This is a genomic window from Xanthobacter variabilis, assembly GCF_043831965.2.
Taxonomy (GTDB): domain Bacteria; phylum Pseudomonadota; class Alphaproteobacteria; order Rhizobiales; family Xanthobacteraceae; genus Xanthobacter.
Genome location: NZ_CM195533.1, coordinates 195,477 through 215,556, shown reverse-complemented (window position 1 = coordinate 215,556; position 20,080 = coordinate 195,477). Strand labels below are relative to the sequence as shown.

The following is a 20,080-nucleotide window of genomic DNA, read 5'->3' as shown; positions in this document are numbered from 1 at the left end:
CGCCGCGCTCGCCTTGCTCGCCATGGCGGCCTTCCTCACCGTGGGGGCGCGGGGCAATTGGAGCTTCGTGCTCACCTTTCGCGGCACCAAGCTCGCCGGGCTGGTGGCGGTGGCGACGGCCGTGGCGGTCTCCACCGTGGTGTTTCAGACGCTCACGCAGAACCGCATCCTCACCCCGGCGGTGATGGGCTTCGATGCGCTGTTCGTGGTGTTCAAGACCCTGGCCGTGTTCGCCTTCGGCGCCCAGGCGGTGCTGATGCTGGATCCGCGCCTGCGCTTTCTGGGCGAGGCCTTGGTAATGGTGGCGGCGGCGCTCCTGCTGTTCCGCCTGCTGTTCGCCGACGGGCGCAACAGCCTGCATCTGCTGCTGCTCACGGGCGTGGTGTTCGGCGTGCTGTGCCGCAGCCTCGCGGCTCTGCTCCAGCGGGTGCTGGATCCCAATGCCTTCGCCGTGCTCCAGGGGCTGCTGTTCGCCCAGTTCAATGCGGTGGACACCACGCTCCTGCCCCTCGCCGGGGTGGTGATCGTGCTGGGCAGCGCGCTCGCCCTTTGGCTGGCGCCGGTGCTGGACGTGCTGTCCCTGGGCCGCGAGGTGGCCATCAATCTGGGGGTGGATTATCGCCGGGTGGTGGCGCTGTTGATGGCTCTGGTGGCGGTGCTGGTTTCCGTGTCCACGGCGCTGGTGGGGCCGGTGCTGTTCTTCGGCCTGCTGGTGGCGAACCTTGCTTATCACCTCACGGGCACGGATCGCCACCGCTACACCCTGCCGGCAGCGGTGCTGGTGGCCGTCATCTGCCTGGTGGGCGGACAGATGGTGCTGGAGCGGCTGTTGAACCTGGGCACGACCCTGAGCGTGGTCATCGAGTTCGTGGGCGGGCTCGTCTTCATCCTGCTGCTGTTGCGGAGGGACCGGTCGTGATTGAAATCCGCAATCTCGCCAAGGCCTATGGGGCCGCCCGGGTGCTGGATGGCGTGTCCTTCGACCTGCCGCCCGGCGGGCTCACCGCGCTCATCGGGCCGAACGGGGCGGGCAAGTCCACGCTGCTGTCCATCGTCGCGCGGCTGATGCCGGCGAGCGGCGGCCATGTCACCCTTGACGGCCAGGATGTCACCGCCGTGCCGGGTCCCGTGCTGGCGCGGCGGCTCGCCATCCTGCGGCAGGCCAATGCGGTGACGCCGCGCCTGACGGTGGCGGAACTGGTGGCGTTCGGCCGCTTTCCCTATTCGCGCGGGCGCCTGACGGGCGAGGACCGGGAGATGGTCGCGCGCGCCATCGGCTATGTGGATCTCGATGCGCTGAAGGACCGTTTCCTGGATGAGCTGTCCGGCGGCCAGCGCCAGCGCGCCTTCATCGCCATGGTGTTGGCGCAGGACCCGGACTATCTGCTGCTCGACGAGCCCCTGAACAATCTCGACATGAAGCACGCCGCTGCCACCATGCGCCTGCTGCGCCGGGCGGCGGACGAGTTGGGCAAGACGGTGGTGGTGGTGCTCCACGACATCAATTTCGCTTCCTGCCATGCCGACCGCGTGGTGGCCATGCGCGACGGCCGCCTCGCCTTCCAGGGCCCGCCCGCCGAGCTGATGCGACCCGATGTGCTGCGCGCCATCTACGACATGGACATCACGGTGATGGACGTGGCGGGCGACAAAGTGGGCCTGTTCTATCGCTGACGGGCGGGCCACCGACTGGCGGCCGACCCGACCGCTCAGCGCCCGGCCGCTTCCCCCTCTCCCTCCTGCGGGCGAGGGGGACCAGCGGACTGGGCACGAACACGGAGTAGCAAGGCGAACGGGGGGCTGCGAAGGGCGATGGCGCGTTCACGGCCTGTCGTCTGCTGGGCCGGCAATGCGCTGCCGCCTCACCCGCGAGCGGAGGAGGGGCGGCTCCCTTCGCGGACTGCTGTTCTCGACGGCGATGGGTTCCAGGCCCTTTGCGGCGGCCTGCTTTCATGGGCGCCGGCCACCCGCTCGGCTTGAAAGCGCACCCCCGCGCATTATGGTGCGCTTCGCCGCGGGGGCAGAGAATGGGAGCGGGCATGGATCGGGTGGATTGCATCGTCGTGGGCGCGGGCGTGGTGGGGCTCGCGGTGGCGCGGGCGCTGGCGCAGGCAGGGCACGACGTGATCGTGCTGGAAGCGGAAGGCGCCATCGGCACCGTCACCAGCGCCCGCAATTCCGAGGTCATCCATGCCGGCATCTATTACGCCCCAGGCAGTCTCAAGGCGCGCTTGTGCGTGGCCGGGCGCCGCGCGCTCTACGGCTATTGCGCAGACCACGGGGTGGGGGTGTCGCGCATCGGCAAGCTCATCGTCGCCGGCAGTGCGGACGAGGTGGGCTATCTGGAGAAGTTGAAGGCCACCGGCGAGGCCAATGGGGTGGAAGAGCTGCGCCTGCTCGATGCCGCCGAGGTGAAGGCCCTGGAGCCGGCCTTGTCGGTGCACGCGGCCCTGTTCTCACCCGTCACTGGCATCGTGGATTCCCATGGCCTGATGCTGGCGCTGCAAGGGGATCTGGAGGCGGCGGGCGGCATGGTGGCGCTCGCCGCGCCCTTCGTGCGGGCTGAGGTGGGCAAGGACGGTTTCGTGGTGGAGGCGGGCGGCGAAGCCCCGCTAACCCTTGGCTGTCGGGTGCTGGTGAATTGCGCGGGGCTCGACGCCACCGCCGTGGCGGGGCGCATCGAGGGACTGGAGGCACGCTTCGTGCCCCGGCCGAAATATGCCAAGGGCAATTACTTCACCTGCGCCCGCAAGGTGCCGTTTCGCCACCTCATCTATCCGGTGCCGGAGCCGGGCGGCCTCGGCACCCATCTCACCCTCGATCTGGGCGGGCAGGGGCGGTTCGGGCCCGATGTGGAATGGGTGGAGACGCGCGATTACGCGGTGGACTCGGCGCGCCGCGCACCCTTCCTCGCCTCCATCCGCCGCTATTGGCCGGACGTGACGGAGGACGACCTCATTCCCGGCTATTCCGGCATCCGCCCCAAGCTGGACTGGCCGGACGGCGCGACGCCGGATTTCGTGTTGCAGGGCGAGCAGGTCCACGGCGTGCCGGGGCTGGTGAACCTGTTCGGCATCGAATCCCCCGGCCTCACCAGCGCTTTGGCGCTGGGCGACGAGGTGGAAAAGATGCTGGCCGGTACCGCGCCCCGCTGAAGTCGCTTCAGGTGGACGGGCTCCCGCTGTGGGAGCCCGATCCTTCACACCATCGGCCCCGGTCTTTGACCGCCGCCGCACGGGTGTGACCCGAGGCCCATGAGCACCCTCACGGTCCGTGGGGATCAGCCCTCGGCGCCTTCCATGGGGGTGGCCGCCATGGGGTTGGGCCGCGGCCGCAGGATGCGGCGCAGGGTGTTGGTGTCGGTATGGTTGAAGGCCGGCTCCTGGCCCCGGATCGCCAGATCGACGCGGGTCACATAAGTCCAGCTGCCATCGTCGTTGAAGGTAATGTCGATGCGATAGAAGTCGGTGCGGAAGGCGTCTTCGAGAAAGGTGGTGGAGCTGATGCCAAAGCGGGTGTCACCCCGCCGCGCTTCCACCGAAATGGTCTTGTCGTCCGCCCCGGCCGTGCCGCCGGCAAGCACCACCTGGCCGCGCGGGATGGCGATGGTCTGCATGATGAGGCCGGTGGCCGGCTCCCACAGCCAATAGCCGATCTGGTCGTGGAAGGTGCCGGATTCTCCCGGCGCGGTGATGTGGACGTGATAGCGCAGGCCATAGAGCAACTGGGGGCCGTTGGTCTGCGGGTCGATGGGCTCCATCTTTACGACTTCGCTGAAGGCGCGCCGCTCCGGGCCATCGGCCTTGGGGTTCACGTCCATCCCCGTGTCCGACTGCCACACGCCGGCAAGACGGCGCAGGGGGCCGAGATTGGCAAGTGTATCCGGCGAAAAATCCTCGGGCTCGGTATAGATGTCTTCAATGATGTTCGACATGGAGCAACATCCTTAAGTGAAATGACCCCGCCGGGATAACCGAACGTCTGCACGGTCTCGGCTTTCCTGCAACGCTTCAGCTTGTTTAAGCCGAGCAGGGGCGGGGCCACAAGGATGTGCGCGGTGATATGGGACCTTTCAGCGCTCGGGAAATAGTCGATACACGTTTTAAGTGTGTGGTGGGCGCGGTGCCGGTCCGTGCCGACGGGCCGGCCGCGCTTTCGTTCCGCTCAGTGCGCTCTCAGCGCAGGGCCGGTGGCCAATCGAGGCCGGTGCGCTGGGCTTTCTGCGGTGGGTCGATGGCGGCATCCATCTGCGCTTCGGAAAGGCCGAGCGCGCCCAGCACCGCGCGGCTCTGGTCGGACTGGTCGAGGGGGCGGGCGACGGCGGGGGTCCGGGAGAGGCGCGGCACCGCCGGCACCTCATGGGGGCCGGAGGTCGGATGGCGTGCGGCGATGTGGGGCTCGTCCCACACTTCGTGGGGTTCCAGAACCGGCGCCACACAGGCATCGGTGCCCGCGAACAGGGCCGCCCATTCATCGCGCGGGCGGGTGAGGAAGGTCTCGGTCAACGTGCGCTCGATGGCCGGCCAGTTGGCCGCCGCCATGTGGTCCGGCACCGCGCCGAGATCGAGGACGCGCCAGAGATTTTCAAAGAAGCCGCGTTCCAGCGCGCCTACCGCCAGATAGCGCCCGTCGGCGCAGGCATAGGTGCGGTAGAACGGCTTATCGCCCGCCAGCAGCCCTTCGCCCCGCGCCGGCCAATGGGGCGTGTGCCACAAGGGCAGGTGCATGGCCATGAGCGAAAGCGAGCCGTCCACCATGGCCGCGTCGATCTGCTGGCCCCGGCCTGAGCCGCGCGCCTCGATCACCGCCGCCAGGATGCCGAGCGCCGCCACGAGGCTTCCGCCCGCGAAATCGGCCACCAGATTGAGCGGCGGCACCGGCGGCGCGCCCTTGGGCCCAAGGCCGCCCAGCACGCCGGATAGCGCAAGATAAGTGAGATCGTGCCCTGCCTCCTGGGCGCGCGGGCCGTCCTGGCCGAAGCCGGTGAGGGAGCAATAGACCAGCTTCGGATTGAGCGCGGACAGCTCCTCATAGCCCGCGCCCAGGCGGGCGGCGACGCCGGGGCGGAAGCCTTCCACCAGCACGTCGGCGGTCTTCACCAGTGCATGCAGCGCGTCGCGGCCCGCCGGGGCTTTCAGATCCAGAGAAATGAAGCGCTTCCCGCGTGACAGTTCGGGAATGGCGACGCCCGCGCGCCCGCCGCCCACCACGATGACTTCGGCGCCGAGATCGGCCAGCAGCATGGTGCAATAGGGCCCCGGCGCGAGGCGCGAGAGATCGACGACGCGCAGGCCGGCGAGGGGGCCTTTCGGGCTGGCGTGTGATGCTGGGCTGGCGGTTTCGGTCATCTGGCGTTTCCTCGGGCGGGCCTTGGCGGCCGCTATGTTGATTTGGAGGTCGAAGGGCGGCTCAGGCCCCGCATTTTCTGCCGTGCGCTTGAGGCCGAGAGCGCTTGAGACCGCATGCTTGGGGCGGCGCACTCTGCCTCTCCCGCTTGCGAGGGAGGGGGCGCGTGGCGGAGAGGTGGCCGGCGCGGGAAGGGGGAAGAATTGAGCCTCTCCCCCTCCCATCCTCCCCCGCAGGCGGGAGAGCGGCTTCATGGTGGCAAGCGCGCCTCAGAGGCTGCGGGCGATGACGATGCGCTGCACGTCGCTGGTGCCCTCATAGATCTGGCACACGCGCACATCCCGATAGATCCGCTCCACCGGGAAGTCTGCCAGATAGCCATAGCCGCCATGAATCTGGATGGCGGCCGAGCACACCTGCTCCGCCGTTTCCGAGGCGAAAAGCTTGGCCATGGATGCTTCCGTGAGACAGGGCCGGCCCGCCTCGCGCAGGGCCGCCGCGTGGAGCACCATCTGGTGCGCCACTTCGATGCGCGTCGCCATGTCGGCGAGGCGGAAGGCGATGGCTTGATGTTCGAAGATGGGCTTGCCGAAGGTGACGCGCTCCTTGGCATAGGCGCGGGCGGCCTCGAACGCGGCGCGGGCCATGCCCACCGATTGGGCGGCGATGCCGATGCGCCCGCCCTCCAGGTTCGCGAGCGCGATTTTCAGCCCCTCGCCCTCCGCGCCCAGACGCAGCTCGGCGGGAATGCGCATGTCGTTGAAGGCGAGGGCGCAGGTGTCGGAGGCATGCTGGCCCAGCTTGTCCTCCACCCGCACCACCTCGTAGCCGGGGGTGTCGGTGGGCACGATGAAGGCGGAAATGCCCTTCTTGCCTGCATCCGGATCGGTGACGGCGAACACGATCACCACATCCCCGTTCTTGCCGGAGGTGATGAACTGCTTGGCGCCGTTGAGCACATAAGAGTCGCCTTCGCGCCGGGCGCGGGTGCGGATGGCGGCGGCGTCCGAGCCCGTATGCGGCTCGGTGAGGGCGAAGCCGCCGATCCATTCGCCGCTCGCGAGCTTAGGCAGAAAGCGCTGCTTCTGCTCCTGCGATCCGAATTTCACGATGGGCCCGCAGCCCACGGAGGAATGCACGGAGACGATGGTGGAGCAGGCGCCGTCCGCCGCCGCGATCTCCTCCAGTGCCAGCGCATAGGAGACGAGATCGGTGGCCGAGCCCCCGTGCTCCTCCGGCACCAGCATGCCGAGGAAGCCGAGCGCCCCCATCTCGGTGAGCTCGGCGCGGGGAAAGGCATGCTCGCGATCACGCGCGGCGGCGGTGGGGGCGAGCCGCTCCTGCGCGAAGGCGCGGACGGCATCGCGAATATCAGTCTGGGTCTCGGTGAGGATCATGAGTGGGGTCCTCGGGCCTGTGGGTTGCGGTTGTTCCGGGCGCCGGCGGTCTGGGCGGGCGGTGGTTCGGGCGGTCGTCGGTTTCGGCGGTCGGCGCTCTGGGGCGGTCGGTCGGTTCGGGCGATCTGCGGTTTGGCCGCAAGCGTGGGGCGGTCCCTCTCCCTCTCCCGCTTGCGGGGGAGGGCCGGGGAGGGGGCGGAAGGCGGGGTCCGGGAGCAGCTCTCAGGGGTTGTCCCCGGCGGTTGCGCGCCATTCCCCCTCCCAACCCTCCCCCGCAAGCGGGAGAGGGCCAGCGGGAGAGGGCTGGCGCGGCTTGGCTAGCGCGGCTTGGCCAGCGGGGAGTTGGCCAGCGGGGGCTTGGCCGGTGGGGCCGTGACCGCGCCTGCCGCATGTGCGTGCGTCCCTTGCCTGAGCCCGTGTTGCAGGCCTGGCGGGGGACGACGCGCACGAAGCGCGCCGGCGGGGTGTTCCCGCCGCGCTCGTGCCCCTCAGTTCAGCCGCTCGATGGCCACGGCGGTGGCCTCGCCGCCGCCGATGCAGAGCGACGCGACACCGCGCTTCAGCCCGTATTTCTGCAGCGCCGCCAGCAGAGTGACCATCACCCGCGCGCCCGAGGCGCCGATGGGGTGGCCGAGTGCGCAGGCTCCGCCATGCACGTTCACCTTCTCCTCGGGCAAAGCGAGGTCCTTGATGGCCACCATGGGCACCACCGCGAACGCCTCGTTGATCTCGAACAGGTCCACATCCTTGAGCGCCCAGCCGGTCTTCTGCGCCAGCTTCTCCATGGCGCCCACCGGGGCGGTGGTGAACAGGTTTGGCGCCTGGGCATTGGTGGCGTGGCCGACAATGGCCGCGAGCGGGGTGAGCCCGCGCCGTTCCGCTTCCGACCGTCGCATGAGCACCAGCGCCGCCGCCCCGTCCGAGATGGAGGAGGAATTGGCCGCGGTCACGGTGCCCCCCTCGCGGAATGCGGCCTTCAGGGTGGGGATCTTGTCCAGCTTGGCCTTGGGCGGCTGCTCGTCGGTTTCCACCACGCGCTCGGCCTTGCCGGCCTTCACCGTCACCGGCGTGATCTCGGCGGCGAAGGAGCCGTCGGCCATGGCCTTCTGCGCCTTGGTGAGGGAGGCGATGGCAAAGGCGTCCTGCGCCTCGCGGGTGAACTGGTAGGCTTCCGCGCAATCCTCCGCGAAAGTGCCCATCAGGCGGCCCTTGTCATAGGCGTCCTCCAGGCCGTCCAGGAACATGTGGTCCAGCACCCGGCCGTGGCCCATGCGATAGCCGGCGCGGGCGCGGTCGAGCAGATAGGGGGCGTTGGTCATGCTCTCCATGCCGCCGGCCACCACCACGTCGGCGGAACCGGCGGTGAGGAGATCGTGGGCGAACATGGCGGCCTTCATGCCCGAGCCGCACATCTTGTTGACGGTGGTGGCGCCGGCCGAGAGCGGCAGCCCGGCGCCGAGCCCCGCCTGGCGCGCGGGCGCCTGGCCCTGGCCGGCGGGCAGCACGCAGCCGAAAACGATTTCCTCCACCTGATCGGCGGACAACCCCGCGCGCGCCAGCGCCGCACGGATGGCGGCGGCGCCGAGGGCGGAGGCGGTGACATCCTTGAAGTCACCCTGGAAGCCGCCCATGGGGGTGCGGGCGGCGCCGACGATGACGATGGGATCCGAAGCGGTCATGTGTTTCCTCCCTTTTATGTTCAGCGCGGCGGCATGCGCAGCGCGCCGTCGAGGCGGATGACCTCGCCGTTCAGCATGATGTTCTCGACGATATGCTTCACCAGCGCGGCATATTCCGGCGGGCGGCCGAGCCGGGAGGGGAAGGGCACGCTCTTGCCCAGGGCGTCCTGCACCTCTTGCGGCATGCCGGCCATCATGGGCGTCTCGAAAATGCCGGGGGCGATGGTGACCACCCGCACGCCGAACCGCGCCAGCTCCCGCGCCGCCGGCAGGGTGAGCGCGGCCACCCCGCCCTTGGAGGCGGCATAGGCGCACTGGCCGATCTGACCGTCATAGGCGGCGATGGAGGCGGTGTTGATGATGACGCCGCGCTCGCCATCCACTCCCGGCTCTTCCTTCGTGATGGCATCAGCCGCGAGGCGCAGCATGTTGAAGGTGCCGACGAGATTGATGGAGACCGCGCGGGCGAAGCTCTCCAGCCGGTGCGGGCCCTCGCGCCCCGCCACCTTCTCGCCCGGCGCCACGCCGGCGCAGTTGACGAGGCCGTGGACGGCGCCGAACGCCGACCTGGCCAGGGCCACCGCGGCGAGACCGTCCGCCTCGCTGGTCACGTCCGCCTTGAGGAAGCGGAAGCCATCGCCCAGCTCAGTGGCGATGCTGTCGCCCGCCGCGGCATTGATGTCGAGCCCCACCACCTTGGCGCCCTCGCCCACCAGCAGGCGGGAGACGGCGGCGCCAAGGCCGGAGCCGGCGCCAGTGACGAGAAACACGCGGTCCTTGATCTGCATGGACTTTCCCCCGATTTGTCGTTGGCGCTGCCTGCTCAGGCGGCGCTGTCCTTGATCTTGTTGGCTTCCTGGTTGCGCAGCATGAAGCGCTGAAGCTTGCCGCTGGGCGTCTTGGGCAGTTCGGTCCGGAACTCGATCTCGCGCGGATAGGCGTGAGCGGACAGCCGGTGCTTCACATATTGCCGCAATTCCTCGGCCAGGGCCTCGGTGGGTTCCACCCCCTCGCGCAGGATCACGAAGGCCTTCACCAGCTCGGTGCGCTCCGGATCGGGCTTGCCGATGACCGCCGCCTCGATCACCGCGGGATGTTCGATGAGCGCGCTTTCCACGTCAAACGGCCCGATGCGGTAGCCGGACGAGGTGATGACGTCATCCGCCCGGCCGACGAAGCTGATGCGGCCATCGGGCTCCAGCTCCACCGTGTCGCCGGTGCGGTAATAGCCGCCGGCCATGGCGGGGGTTTCCTGCCGCCAGTAGCCGGTGAACCACAGCAGCGGGGAGCGGGCCATGTCCACCGCCAGCACGCCGGGCACGTTGGGCGGCAGCTCCTCGCCCTTTTCATTCAGCACCGCCATGCGGTAGCCGGGCATGGCGAAGCCGGCGGAGCCGGGATGCACCTCGTGCTTCAGGCGGTGGTGGTTATTCACCACCATGCCCAGCTCGGTCTGGCCGTAATGGTCGTGGATGGGGGCATCGAGATGCTCCGCGAACCAGCGGATAACTTCCGGGTTCAGCGGCTCGCCGGCGCTGGAAACCACGCGCAGCTGGCCTTTCACCTTCTCCGCCATCTGCGGTCCGGCGGCGATCAGCAGCCGGTAGGCGGTGGGCGCGCCGGCCAGGTTGGTGATGCCGTGGCGCCGGATGACATCGTAGGTGCCGGCGGCGGTGAAGGGGCCGTCATAGAAGGTGGTGGCGTGGCCCAGCAGCAGCGGGCCCGTCACGGCATAATAGAGGCCATAGGCCCAGCCGGGGTCGGCGATGTTCCAGAACTTGTCCTCGGGGCGCAGGTCCACCGCATCGCGCATGTAGATGGTGAAGGCCATCAGCGCCTTCAGCGGCACCGGAACGCCCTTGGGCAGGCCGGTGGTGCCGGAGGTGGACATCATCAGGAACAGGTCCGAGCCCTTGCGCAGCACCGGCGCGAAATCGGGGCTCTGGCGGGCCAGCTCGGCGTGGAAGTCGAGATCGTCCACCCGAGGCGCCGGTTCGCCGGGCCGGGTGACGAGGGCGGCTTTCGGCGCCTTCTCGATTTCGTCCAGCTTGGGGCGGTTGTGGCTGTCCGTCACCACCAGCTTCGCGTCCGAGGTCTTCAGCCGATGCTCAATGGCCTTGGGGCCGAAGGCGGTGAACAAGGGCTGGTAGACCGCCCCGGCCCGCCAGGTGCCGAGAATGGTGATGAGCAATTCCGGCGTGCGCGGCAACAGGCCCGCCACCACGTCTCCGGGCTTGATGCCCTGGGCGGTGAGCAGATTGGCGAAGCGGGCCGACAGCGCCTTCATCTGGGCAAAGGTGTAGCTGGCGCGGCGGCCGTCGGCGCTCTCCCAGTCGAGGGCGGTGCCGCCCGATGCCACATGGCGGTCGCAGCATTCGATGCAGGCGTTGAGGCCCTGCTCCAGATCGCCGTCGAGCAGCGCCGCGACGTCCGCGAGCTGAAAGCCGCGAACCGCTTCGGCATGGGTGGGCGCGGGTGTGGGGGCGTCGGCCATGGTGCTCCTCCATCGGTCCCCGGCTTCGCGGTGGGCGGGGACGCATTCTCGATTGCCTCGATCTAGCGATGGATGGAGGTGGCATACGATGACCAAATGGGACTAAATTTGTGATCGATTTTGCAATATTCGCCGGCAAAGGCGGGCAGAAGCGGGGGAGGGGTGATGGAGCGGCGCATGATCTCGCCCGGCTTTGTGGACGATGCGCTGCAATGCCTGCGCCGTCGCGGCATCGACGAGGCCGTGCTGCTGGCCCGGGCCGGGCTACCCGCGAAGGTGAGCGAGCCGGTGTCGGCCGAGCGTTATGGGGCGCTGTGGCTCGCCATCGCGGAGGCGATCGACGACGAGTTCTTCGGCGAGGGCGCGCGGCCCATGCGCTCGGGCAGCTTCACGCTGCTCTGCCACGCCATCCTGTCCGCTGCGACCCTGGAACAGGCGCTGAAGCGCGCGCTGCGCTTTCTGCGGCTCGTCATGGATGATCCCTACGGGGAATTGGTGGTGGCCGAGGGGCTGGCCCAGATCGTTCTGAAGGACGCGGGCGCGCCCCGGTCCGCCTTCGCCTACCGCACCTATTGGATCGTGGTGCACGGCATTACGTGCTGGCTGGTGGGCCGGCGCATTCCGCTGCGGCGGGTGGACTTCCGGTGCGGTCCGCCAGCCCATGGGGCCGATTATCGCCTGTTTTTCGGGGCGCCGGTGCGGTTCGGCCAGCCGGAAAGCGTCCTGGCCTTCGACGCAGACTTTCTGAAGCTGCCCGCCATCCGCAACGAGCGGGCGCTGCGCGAATTCCTGCGCCGGGCGCCGGCCAATATCCTGGTGCGCTACCGCCATGATGCTGGGTTGGTGGCCAAGGTGCGCGCCCGCCTGCGCGCTTGCGCGCCGCCCAGCTGGCCGGGCTTCGAGGAACTGGCCGCGCAACTGCGGATGCCGGAACCCACGCTGCGGCGCCGTCTGCGGCTGGAGGGCCAGACCTATCGCGAGATCAAGGACGACGTGCGCCGCGCGCTTGCCACCGCCGCGCTGGCCAAGGGGGGCAAGGATGTGGGCGAGATCGCCGCCGATCTGGGCTTCTCCGAGCCCAGCGCCTTCCACCGCGCCTTCCGCAAATGGACCGGCAAGAGCCCGGGGGCCTGGCGGTCGGAGGCGACGCGAGAGGAATGAGACGGCGCCCGGCAGGTGGCCGGGCGCCGACGCGCGTCAGCGCGGGAGGGTGCTGGCGCCCATAAGCGCCTTGTCGATGGCGTGGGCGGCCTGGCGGCCTTCGCGGATGGCCCACACCACCAGGGACTGGCCGCGCCGCATGTCACCCGCCGCATAGAGCTTCGGCACCGAGGTGGCATAGTCCTCGTCATTGGCGCTGACGTTGCCGCGCTTGTCGAGGGAGACGCCGCTTTCAGCCAGCATGCCCTCGTGCAGGGGATGGGCGAAGCCGATGGCCAGGAACACGAGGTCCGCGCGCAGCACGAACTCGGTGCCCGAAATGGGCTGGCGCTTGGCATCCACGCGGGCGCACTTCACGCCCGTGACGCGACCGTTGCGGCCCTCGATGCCCAAAGTGGCGCAGGCGAACTCGCGCTCGGCGCCCTCGGCCTGGGAAGAGGAGGTGCGGAACTTGGTGGGCCAATAAGGCCACACCGCCAGCTTGTCCTCCTTCATGGGCGGCACCGGGCGGATGTCGAGCTGGGTGACGGACAGGGCGCCCTGGCGGAAGGCCGTGCCCACGCAGTCGGACGCGGTGTCGCCACCGCCCACCACCACCACATGCTTGCCGGCGGCGAGAATGGGCAGCTCGGTGATCTGCTCGTCGCCCTCGCGGCGGTTGGACTGCACCAGATAGGGCATGGCGAAATGCACGCCCTCAAACTCCTGGCCCGTGAGCTGCGGATCACGCGGGGCCTCGGAGCCGCCGGCCAGCAGCACCGCGTCATGGCGGTCCAGCAGCTCTTGGAGGGAGGTGGTTACGCCCACATTGACACCGTAATGGAAGGTGACGCCCTCGGCCTCCATCTGCGCCACGCGGCGGTCGATGTGCTTCTTTTCCATCTTGAAGTCGGGGATGCCATAGCGCAGCAGGCCGCCGGCCTTGGGCTCGCGCTCATAGACATGCACGTCATGGCCGGCGCGGGCGAGCTGCTGGGCGGCGGCAAGGCCGGCCGGCCCGGAGCCGATGACGGCGACGGTCTTGCCAGTCTTCACGGCCGCCGGCTCGGGCTTGATCCAGCCCTTCTTCCAGCCCATGTCGGCGATGGACTGCTCCACCGTCTTGATGGTGACGGGCATGTCCTCGAGGTTCAGGGTGCAGGCTTCCTCGCACGGGGCGGGGCAGACGCGGCCGGTGAATTCGGGGAAATTGTTGGTGGAGTGCAGGTTGCGGACGGCTTCTTCCCACTCGCCGCGATAGACGAGGTCGTTCCAGTCCGGGATCTGGTTGTGGATGGGGCAGCCGGTGGGGCCGTGGCAGAAGGGCACGCCGCAATCCATGCAGCGCGAGGCCTGGTTCACCACCTCGGATTCAGGCAGCGGCAGGGTGAACTCGCGGAAATGGCGAATGCGGTCGGAGGCGGGCTGATACTTCTGCTCGCGCCGATCAATCTCCAGGAAACCGGTGACCTTGCCCATTGGAACCTCGTTGCGGGAGCCGCCGCGCGCGCCGCGTCTGCGCACCGTGCTCCATTACAAGAATTAGAACAGCTTGAGGAGGCGGAAACCGCGCGCAGAACCTGTTCGCGCGCGCCGGCGGTTGCCGTTCAGCCAACTCCTCCGCGCTTGGGATGAGGGAGGCCGGAAAGGCGGCCTCCGCCGTGTCGCGATGTCGGCGGAAGGAGAGGCGCGACCATCAGGGCAGCGCTCTCCCCGCCGGGCCCTCCCCCGCGAGCGGGAGAGGGGGCGGGTGTCGGCTCACTCAGCCGCGGCCAGGCCGCGCAGCTTCTCCATGTCACGCAGAGCGCGCCGGTATTCCACCGGCATCACCTTCACGAACTTGGAGCGATAGTCGGCCCAATTGTCGAGGATGGTCTGCGCCCGCGCCGAGCCCGTGTGGTGCAGGTGCTTGGCGATGAGCTGGTGCAGTCGCTCCTCGTCGTGGCGCGACATGTCGGAGTGCACGTCGATGCGGCCCTTGAACTCCAGGTCGCCGCCATGGTGGTGGAGGCGCTCCAGGAGATCCTCCTCCTCCTCCACGGGCTCGAGATCGACCATGGACAGGTTGCAGCGCTTGGCGAAGGTCTTGTCCTCGTCGAGCACATAGGCCACGCCGCCGGACATGCCGGCCGCGAAGTTGCGGCCGGTGGGGCCGATGACCACGACCACGCCGCCGGTCATGTACTCGCAGCCGTGGTCGCCGGTGCCTTCCACCACCGCGATGGCGCCGGAATTGCGCACCGCGAAGCGCTCGCCCGCCACACCGCGGAAGTAGCACTCACCCTCGGTGGCGCCGTACATCACCGTGTTGCCGACGATGATGGACTGTTCCGGAACGATGGCCGAGTGCGCCGGGGGCCGCACGATGATGCGCCCGCCCGACAGGCCCTTGCCCACATAGTCGTTGGCCTCGCCCACCAGGTCGAAGGTCACGCCCGCCGCCAGGAAGGCGCCAAAGGCCTGGCCCGCAGTGCCGGTGAGCTGCACATGGATGGTGTCATCGGGCAGGCCCGCATTGCCGTAGCGCTTGGCCACCGCGCCCGAGAGCATAGCGCCGGCGGAACGGTCCACCGAGCGGATGGGGGTCTCGATCTCCACGCGCTCGCCGCGCTCCAGGGCCGGCGCCGCCTTCTCGATGAGGGTGCGGTCGAGCACCTTCTCGATGGGGTGATGCTGGCGCTCGGTGTGGCGGATGCCGGCAAGGCGCTCGTCCGTGGGCTTCGCCGGCTGGGCGAACAGCTTGGAGAAGTCGAGGCCCTTGGCCTTCCAGTGGTCGATGGCCTTCTGCTGGTCGAGAACGTCGGCGCGGCCCACCATCTCTTCCAGCTTGCGGAAGCCGAGCTGCGCCATGTACTCGCGCACTTCCTCGGCCACGAAGAAGAAGTAGTTGATGACGTGCTCGGGCGTGCCCTTGAAGCGCTTGCGCAGCACCGGGTCCTGGGTGGCGACGCCCACCGGGCAGGTGTTGAGGTGGCACTTGCGCATCATCAGGCAGCCGGCCGCGATTAGCGGTGCGGTGGAGAAGGCGAACTCGTCCGCCCCCAGCAGGGCGCCGATGATCACGTCACGGCCGGTGCGGAAGCCGCCGTCGACCTGCAGCGCCACGCGGGACCGCAGGCCGTTGGCCACCAGGGTCTGCTGGGTTTCAGCAAGACCCATCTCCCAGGGCGAGCCCGCATGCTTGATGGAGGTGAGCGGGCTTGCGCCCGTGCCGCCCTCGAAGCCGGAGATGGTGATGTGGTCCGCGCGCGCCTTGGCGACGCCCGCCGCGACCGTGCCCACGCCCACCTCGGAGACGAGCTTCACCGAGACGTCGGCGTCGGGATTCACGTTCTTGAGGTCGTAGATGAGCTGCGCCAGATCCTCGATGGAATAGATGTCGTGGTGCGGGGGCGGGGAGATGAGGCCCACGCCCGGGGTGGAGTGGCGCACCTTGGCGATCACCGCATCCACCTTGTGGCCGGGCAGCTGGCCGCCTTCGCCGGGCTTGGCGCCCTGGGCCACCTTGATCTGCATCACGTCGGCATTGACCAGGTATTCGGCGGTGACGCCGAACCGGCCCGACGCCACCTGCTTGATGGCGGAGCGCATGCTGTCGCCATTGGGCAGGGGCTTGAAGCGCTCCGGCTCCTCGCCGCCCTCGCCGGTGTTCGACTTGCCGCCGATCCGGTTCATGGCGATGGCGAGGGTGGTGTGCGCCTCGCGCGAGATGGAGCCGAACGACATGGCGCCGGTGACGAACCGCTTCACGATCTCGGAAGCCGGCTCGACGTCGGTGATGTCGATGGGCTGCTGGCCCAGCTCCTCCGCCTCGCGGATGCGGAACAGGGAGCGGATGGTGAGCAGCTTCTCACTGTGCGCGTTCACCATGCTGGCGAACTCGCGATACTTGTCCTGGGCGTTGCCGCGCACGGCGTGCTGCAGGGTTGCGACCGTGTCCGGCGTCCAGGCGTGGTCCTCGCCGCGCATGCGGAAGCCATATTCGCCGCCCACCGGGAGCGCGAGGCGATAGATCGGCGCGTCGGAGAAGGCGAGCTGGTGGCGGCGCACCGTCTCCTCGGCGATCTCGGCAAGGCCGACACCCTCAATGGTGGTGGCGGTGCCGAAGAAGTACTTGTTGACCAGCTCCGAGGAGAGGCCCACCGCATCGAAGATCTGCGCGCCGCAATAGGACTGGTAGGTGGAGATGCCCATCTTGGACATCACCTTCAAAAGTCCCTTGTCCACGGACTTGATGAAGCGCTTGACGATCTCCTTGTCGTCCACCTCCTCCGGAATCTCGTCCTTCATGGCGAGCAGCGTCTCGAAGGCGAGATAGGGATTGATGGCCTCGGCGCCATAGCCCGCCAGGCACGCGAAATGGTGCACTTCGCGCGCTTCGCCGGTCTCCACCACCAGGCCCACGGAGGTGCGCAGCCCCTTGCGGATGAGGTGATGGTGGACCGCCGCCGTGGCGAGCAGGGCCGGGATCGGGATGCGGTCCGGGCCCACCATGCGGTCGGACAGGATGATGATGTTGTAGCCACCGTGCACGGCGGCCTCGGCGCGGTCGCACAGGTGCTCCAGCGCGCCTTCCAGGCCCGCCGCGCCCTTGTCGGCGGCGTAGGTGATATCCAGCGTGCGGGTGTCGAACCGCTCCTCCATGAAGCCGATGGAGCGGATCTTCTCCAGGTCCTCATTGGTGAGGATGGGCTGGCGCACTTCCAGGCGCTTGCGGCGGGCATTGCCCTCCAGGTCGAAGATGTTCGGCCGCGGCCCGATGAAGGAGACCAGGCTCATCACCAGTTCCTCGCGGATCGGGTCGATGGGCGGGTTCGTCACCTGGGCGAAGTTCTGCTGGAAGTAGGAGAACAGCGGCTTCGACTTGTTGGAGAGCACGGAGATGGGCGTGTCGGAGCCCATGGAGCCCACGGCCTCCTGGCCGGTGATGGCCATGGGCGCCATGAGCAGCTTCAGCTCTTCCTGGGTGTAGCCGAAGGCCTGCTGGCGATCGAGCAGCGACACGTCAGTGCGCACCTCGCGCGCCTCCACGGGGCGCAGGTCTTCGAGCACGAGCTGGGTGTGCGTCAGCCATTCCTTGTAGGGGTGGGCCTTGGCGAGCTCGGACTTGATCTCCTCGTCAGGGACGAGGCGGCCTTCCTCCAGGTCCACCAGCAGCATCTTGCCGGGCTGGAGGCGCCACTTGGTGACGATCTTCTCCTCGGGCAGCGTGAGCACGCCCATTTCCGAGGCCAATACGATGGTGTCGTCGGTGGTCACCATGTACCGGGCCGGACGCAGACCGTTGCGGTCCAGGGTCGCGACGATCTGCCGGCCGTCGGTGGCGACGATGGCGGCCGGGCCGTCCCACGGCTCCATGAGGGAGGCGTGATACTCGTAGAAGGCGCGGCGCTCGTTATCCATGAGCGGGTTGCCCGCCCAGGCTTCCGGTACCAGCATCATGGCCGCGTGGGGCAGCGAGTAGCCGCCCTGCACCAGGAATTCGAGCGCGTTGTCGAAGCAGGCGGTGTCCGACTGGCCCTCATAGCTGATGGGCCAGAGCTTGGAGATGTCCGAGCCGAACAGTTCCGAATCCACCGAGGCCTGCCGCGCGGCCATCCAGTTGACGTTGCCGCGCAGGGTGTTGATCTCGCCGTTATGGGCCACCATGCGATAGGGGTGGGCCAGCGGCCAGGCCGGGAAGGTGTTGGTGGAGAAGCGCTGGTGGACGAGGGCCAGCGCGCTCTCGAAGTCCGGATCATGCAGGTCCGGATAATAGGCGCCCAGCTGGTCGGCCAGGAACATGCCCTTATAGACCAGGGTCCGGCACGACAGGGACACGGAGTAATAGCCCTGCGTGCGCGGGTCGCGCGCGTCATAGACGGCGTTGGAGATGACCTTGCGCAGGATGTAGAGCCGGCGCTCGAACGTGTCCTCGTCGGCGATATCCTCGCCGTGACCGATGAACACCTGAACATGCTTGGGCTCGGTGGGCAGAACGCTCACGCCGAGCGAGGAATTGTCGGTGGGCACGTCGCGCCAGCCGATGAGGCTCAGCCCCTCGCTCGCCACCGCGCGCTCGAATACCGCGCGCACGATCTCCTGGCCTTCCGCGTCGCGGGGCATGAAGAGGTGGCCGACGGCATACTTGCCGGGCTCGGGCAGGGTGAAGCCGAGGCGCGCGGCCTCCTTGGCGAAGAACTTGTGCGGGATCTGCACCAGCATGCCGGCGCCGTCGCCGGCGCGCGGGTCCGCGCCCACGGCGCCGCGGTGCTCGAGATTCAGCACGATCTTGATGCCGTCCTCGACGATCTTGTGCGACTTGCGGCCCTTGATGTCCGCAACGAAGCCCACGCCGCAGGCATCCCGTTCATGCGCCGGGTCGAACAGGCCGAACGGTGCCGGACGACCAACGATCGCCGTGTCTTTCACGGCGGCGGCACCCGGAGCCACGCTTCCGCTCAAGCCATCCTTGCGATCAGTCCCTGCCATTTTGTCGTCCCTTTTCATCTGTCGGGTCGGAAGTCACTGGCTTCCGACCCGGCTGGCCCCATTGCGCTGCGGCGTCGCGCGCCGACAGGCCGGCGCGATCCGGCCCCCGCCGTTCGCCCCAAACTGCCGTGCCACCGCGCACCGCGCAATGGTCTATCTCTCTCGTCGTGTGCTGCAACTTCCACGCCACCACATCGCACGCGCCGCCGCGCAGGCGCGGGCGCTGCGCAAGAAAGGACGGCAATGTGGGGGATAGGGCAGCACAGTTGCCCTATCCATCGGACGATGGCAGAAAAATGAACATTTCACAAGCTCCAGGATGGCCTCTCTGACGGCTTTATGACTAAAAATTGCGCATGGCTCGTCTGCCGCGAAAGAAGGGTGCGAAGGTTGGCGCGGCCACGCAACGGTGTTTCGATGCCGTGCTGGCGCGGAAGCGGCGGAAAGCGGGCCGCGGCGGCCTTGGAGCGGTCCAAACGCCGCCGCATTGGGCGGCTCTAGTGCCCTCGGCGGCCATCCCCATGGGGCAGGCCGGTTCGGCTTGGCAGGTGACGCTCGATCATGCCCTTTTCCCCTTCCTTGTGGTTTTCCCCCGCGATGTCGGCCCGCCGGCGCGTGCGCCTCGCGGCCCTGCTGGCCGGCGGGGCGGTGGTGATTCCCGCGGCGATCGCGGCGCCGCCGGCTTCGGCCCAGTTTCTGATCTATGAGGAGGAGCCCTATGTGGTGGAGCGCCCGCCCGTTTACGGGCCGCCGCCGCGCGGGCCCCTGCATTATGTGATGCTGCCCCCTGCGGAGGTGCGCCGTCGGCTGCAGGCCATGGGGTATTGGCGTATTTCCCGGCCCACCCTGACGGGGCGCGTCTATCAGGTTACCGCCGTGGACGAGGATGGGTTCGTCGGCCTGCGGGTCGATGCCTATTCCGGTGAGGTGCTGAATGTCCGGCCGCTTGCCGGCCTGCCTCCAGGTCCGCCTCCAGGCCCGCCTCCAGGTCCGCCTCCCGGCCCCGCGCGCCGCGCGCCGGTGATGGTGCCGCCGGCGCGGATCACCAATGCCCCGCCAAGGCCTTTGCCGAGCACTCCCCTGCCGAGCGCACCTTTGCCGCAGCCGCGGCCCGCAGAGGCGGACGTGGCACTTTCCGCGCCAGCTGCGGTCCCGACTCCTCAGCCGCCCGCCACGTCCGCTCCGGCGGGGGCTGCGGCTGTGGAGCCGGCGCCCGCAGTCGCCACTCCGGCCAGTGCCCCGGCGGGCGGGGGCGTGTCCAATGGGGCGGTGGCGGCGCCTGCCGCTGCGGTGCAGCCGGCGGCTCCCGAGATATCTTCCGAGCCGACCGGCGCCGGTAGCGGGACGCCCGGCAGCACCGATGCGGGCTCCGCCTCCGTCCTCTCGCGCCCTGCCGGAACCGAGTGACGGCCGTGCCACCTTTTCTTTGATGCGGGGAAGCGCGGCAACTCACTCGGCTGGAGTGGTGCCGCGATCCTCTGAGGGAGGGGCGGTGCGAGGGCATGCCTGCGTTTCAGCGAATCGCGGACATGCCCTTATTTTTGACTGAACGG

The 20,080-nt window shown here is 68.7% G+C and carries 13 protein-coding genes; 5 read left to right on the top strand and 8 right to left on the bottom strand.

Translation table 11 applies throughout. The annotated features are described in order from the left end of the window. Positions 1-22: 22 nt before the first annotated feature. The 3 genes from V5F26_RS00940 to V5F26_RS00930 all read left to right on the top strand — a co-directional run bounded on the left by V5F26_RS00940 (position 23) and on the right by V5F26_RS00930 (position 3,155). On the top strand, positions 23-919 hold the full coding sequence (locus tag V5F26_RS00940; protein ID WP_394946819.1) for an iron chelate uptake ABC transporter family permease subunit: 897 nt from the start codon (positions 23-25) through the stop codon (positions 917-919). Then, on the top strand, positions 916-1,674 hold the full coding sequence (locus V5F26_RS00935; protein WP_394946698.1) for an iron ABC transporter ATP-binding protein: 759 nt from the start codon (positions 916-918) through the stop codon (positions 1,672-1,674). The genes V5F26_RS00940 and V5F26_RS00935 overlap by 4 nt, the downstream gene beginning before the upstream one ends. Before the next feature lie 365 nt (positions 1,675-2,039). Next, on the top strand, positions 2,040-3,155 hold the full coding sequence (locus tag V5F26_RS00930; protein ID WP_394946697.1) for an NAD(P)/FAD-dependent oxidoreductase: 1,116 nt from the start codon (positions 2,040-2,042) through the stop codon (positions 3,153-3,155). 125 nt (positions 3,156-3,280) lie between these two features. Here V5F26_RS00930 and V5F26_RS00925 read toward each other — a convergent pair whose 3' ends face one another. The 6 genes from V5F26_RS00925 to V5F26_RS00900 all read right to left on the bottom strand — a co-directional run bounded on the left by V5F26_RS00925 (position 3,281) and on the right by V5F26_RS00900 (position 10,916). Next, positions 3,281-3,934, bottom strand: coding sequence for an FABP family protein (locus V5F26_RS00925; protein WP_394056123.1), 654 nt, complete (start codon positions 3,932-3,934; stop codon positions 3,281-3,283). A gap of 241 nt (positions 3,935-4,175) precedes the next feature. Beyond that, on the bottom strand, positions 4,176-5,348 hold the full coding sequence (locus V5F26_RS00920; protein ID WP_394056125.1) for a CaiB/BaiF CoA transferase family protein: 1,173 nt from the start codon (positions 5,346-5,348) through the stop codon (positions 4,176-4,178). Between the two features lie 267 nt (positions 5,349-5,615). Beyond that, positions 5,616-6,743 (bottom strand): acyl-CoA dehydrogenase family protein, encoded by a 1,128-nt coding sequence (locus V5F26_RS00915; protein ID WP_394946696.1) that lies wholly within the window; start codon positions 6,741-6,743, stop codon positions 5,616-5,618. Between the two features lie 488 nt (positions 6,744-7,231). Beyond that, positions 7,232-8,422: an acetyl-CoA C-acyltransferase gene (locus tag V5F26_RS00910; RefSeq protein ID WP_394946695.1), complete on the bottom strand. Its 1,191-nt coding sequence runs from the start codon at positions 8,420-8,422 to the stop codon at positions 7,232-7,234. A gap of 20 nt (positions 8,423-8,442) precedes the next feature. Further along, the gene (locus V5F26_RS00905) at positions 8,443-9,210 is read right to left on the bottom strand and encodes a 3-hydroxyacyl-CoA dehydrogenase (RefSeq protein ID WP_394946694.1); all 768 of its coding nucleotides are present in this window, start codon (positions 9,208-9,210) and stop codon (positions 8,443-8,445) included. A 35-nt stretch (positions 9,211-9,245) separates the two neighbouring features. Continuing rightward, on the bottom strand, positions 9,246-10,916 hold the full coding sequence (locus V5F26_RS00900) for an acyl-CoA synthetase (protein ID WP_394946693.1): 1,671 nt from the start codon (positions 10,914-10,916) through the stop codon (positions 9,246-9,248). Positions 10,917-11,081: 165 nt separating this feature from the next. Between V5F26_RS00900 and V5F26_RS00895 the strand changes: the two genes are divergently transcribed. Further along, on the top strand, positions 11,082-12,077 hold the full coding sequence (locus V5F26_RS00895) for an AraC family transcriptional regulator (protein ID WP_394946692.1): 996 nt from the start codon (positions 11,082-11,084) through the stop codon (positions 12,075-12,077). Positions 12,078-12,113: 36 nt separating this feature from the next. On the opposite strand, the gene V5F26_RS00890 is transcribed toward V5F26_RS00895, so the two are convergent. Next, complete coding sequence (locus V5F26_RS00890) at positions 12,114-13,535, bottom strand: glutamate synthase subunit beta (protein WP_234050990.1); 1,422 nt, start codon at positions 13,533-13,535, stop codon at positions 12,114-12,116. 279 nt (positions 13,536-13,814) lie between these two features. Next, positions 13,815-18,527, bottom strand: a complete 4,713-nt coding sequence (gene gltB / locus V5F26_RS00885) for a glutamate synthase large subunit (protein WP_394946691.1) — start codon at positions 18,525-18,527, stop codon at positions 13,815-13,817. Between the two features lie 561 nt (positions 18,528-19,088). Here gltB and V5F26_RS00880 point away from each other — a divergent pair. Next, on the top strand, positions 19,089-19,934 hold the full coding sequence (locus V5F26_RS00880) for a PepSY domain-containing protein (RefSeq protein WP_394946690.1): 846 nt from the start codon (positions 19,089-19,091) through the stop codon (positions 19,932-19,934). Positions 19,935-20,080 lie beyond the last annotated feature (146 nt).

Coding starts and splice junctions, on each gene's coding strand:
- V5F26_RS00880 (WP_394946690.1), top strand. CDS start 19,089: ATGCCCTTTTCCCCTTCCTTGTGGTTTTCCCCCGCGATGTCGGCCCGC.
- V5F26_RS00900 (WP_394946693.1), bottom strand. CDS start 10,916: ATGGCCGACGCCCCCACACCCGCGCCCACCCATGCCGAAGCGGTTCGC.
- V5F26_RS00910 (WP_394946695.1), bottom strand. CDS start 8,422: ATGACCGCTTCGGATCCCATCGTCATCGTCGGCGCCGCCCGCACCCCC.
- V5F26_RS00940 (WP_394946819.1), top strand. CDS start 23: ATGGCGGCCTTCCTCACCGTGGGGGCGCGGGGCAATTGGAGCTTCGTG.
- V5F26_RS00920 (WP_394056125.1), bottom strand. CDS start 5,348: ATGACCGAAACCGCCAGCCCAGCATCACACGCCAGCCCGAAAGGCCCC.
- V5F26_RS00890 (WP_234050990.1), bottom strand. CDS start 13,535: ATGGGCAAGGTCACCGGTTTCCTGGAGATTGATCGGCGCGAGCAGAAG.
- V5F26_RS00905 (WP_394946694.1), bottom strand. CDS start 9,210: ATGCAGATCAAGGACCGCGTGTTTCTCGTCACTGGCGCCGGCTCCGGC.
- V5F26_RS00930 (WP_394946697.1), top strand. CDS start 2,040: ATGGATCGGGTGGATTGCATCGTCGTGGGCGCGGGCGTGGTGGGGCTC.
- V5F26_RS00915 (WP_394946696.1), bottom strand. CDS start 6,743: ATGATCCTCACCGAGACCCAGACTGATATTCGCGATGCCGTCCGCGCC.
- gltB (WP_394946691.1), bottom strand. CDS start 18,527: ATGGCAGGGACTGATCGCAAGGATGGCTTGAGCGGAAGCGTGGCTCCG.
- V5F26_RS00895 (WP_394946692.1), top strand. CDS start 11,082: ATGGAGCGGCGCATGATCTCGCCCGGCTTTGTGGACGATGCGCTGCAA.
- V5F26_RS00925 (WP_394056123.1), bottom strand. CDS start 3,934: ATGTCGAACATCATTGAAGACATCTATACCGAGCCCGAGGATTTTTCG.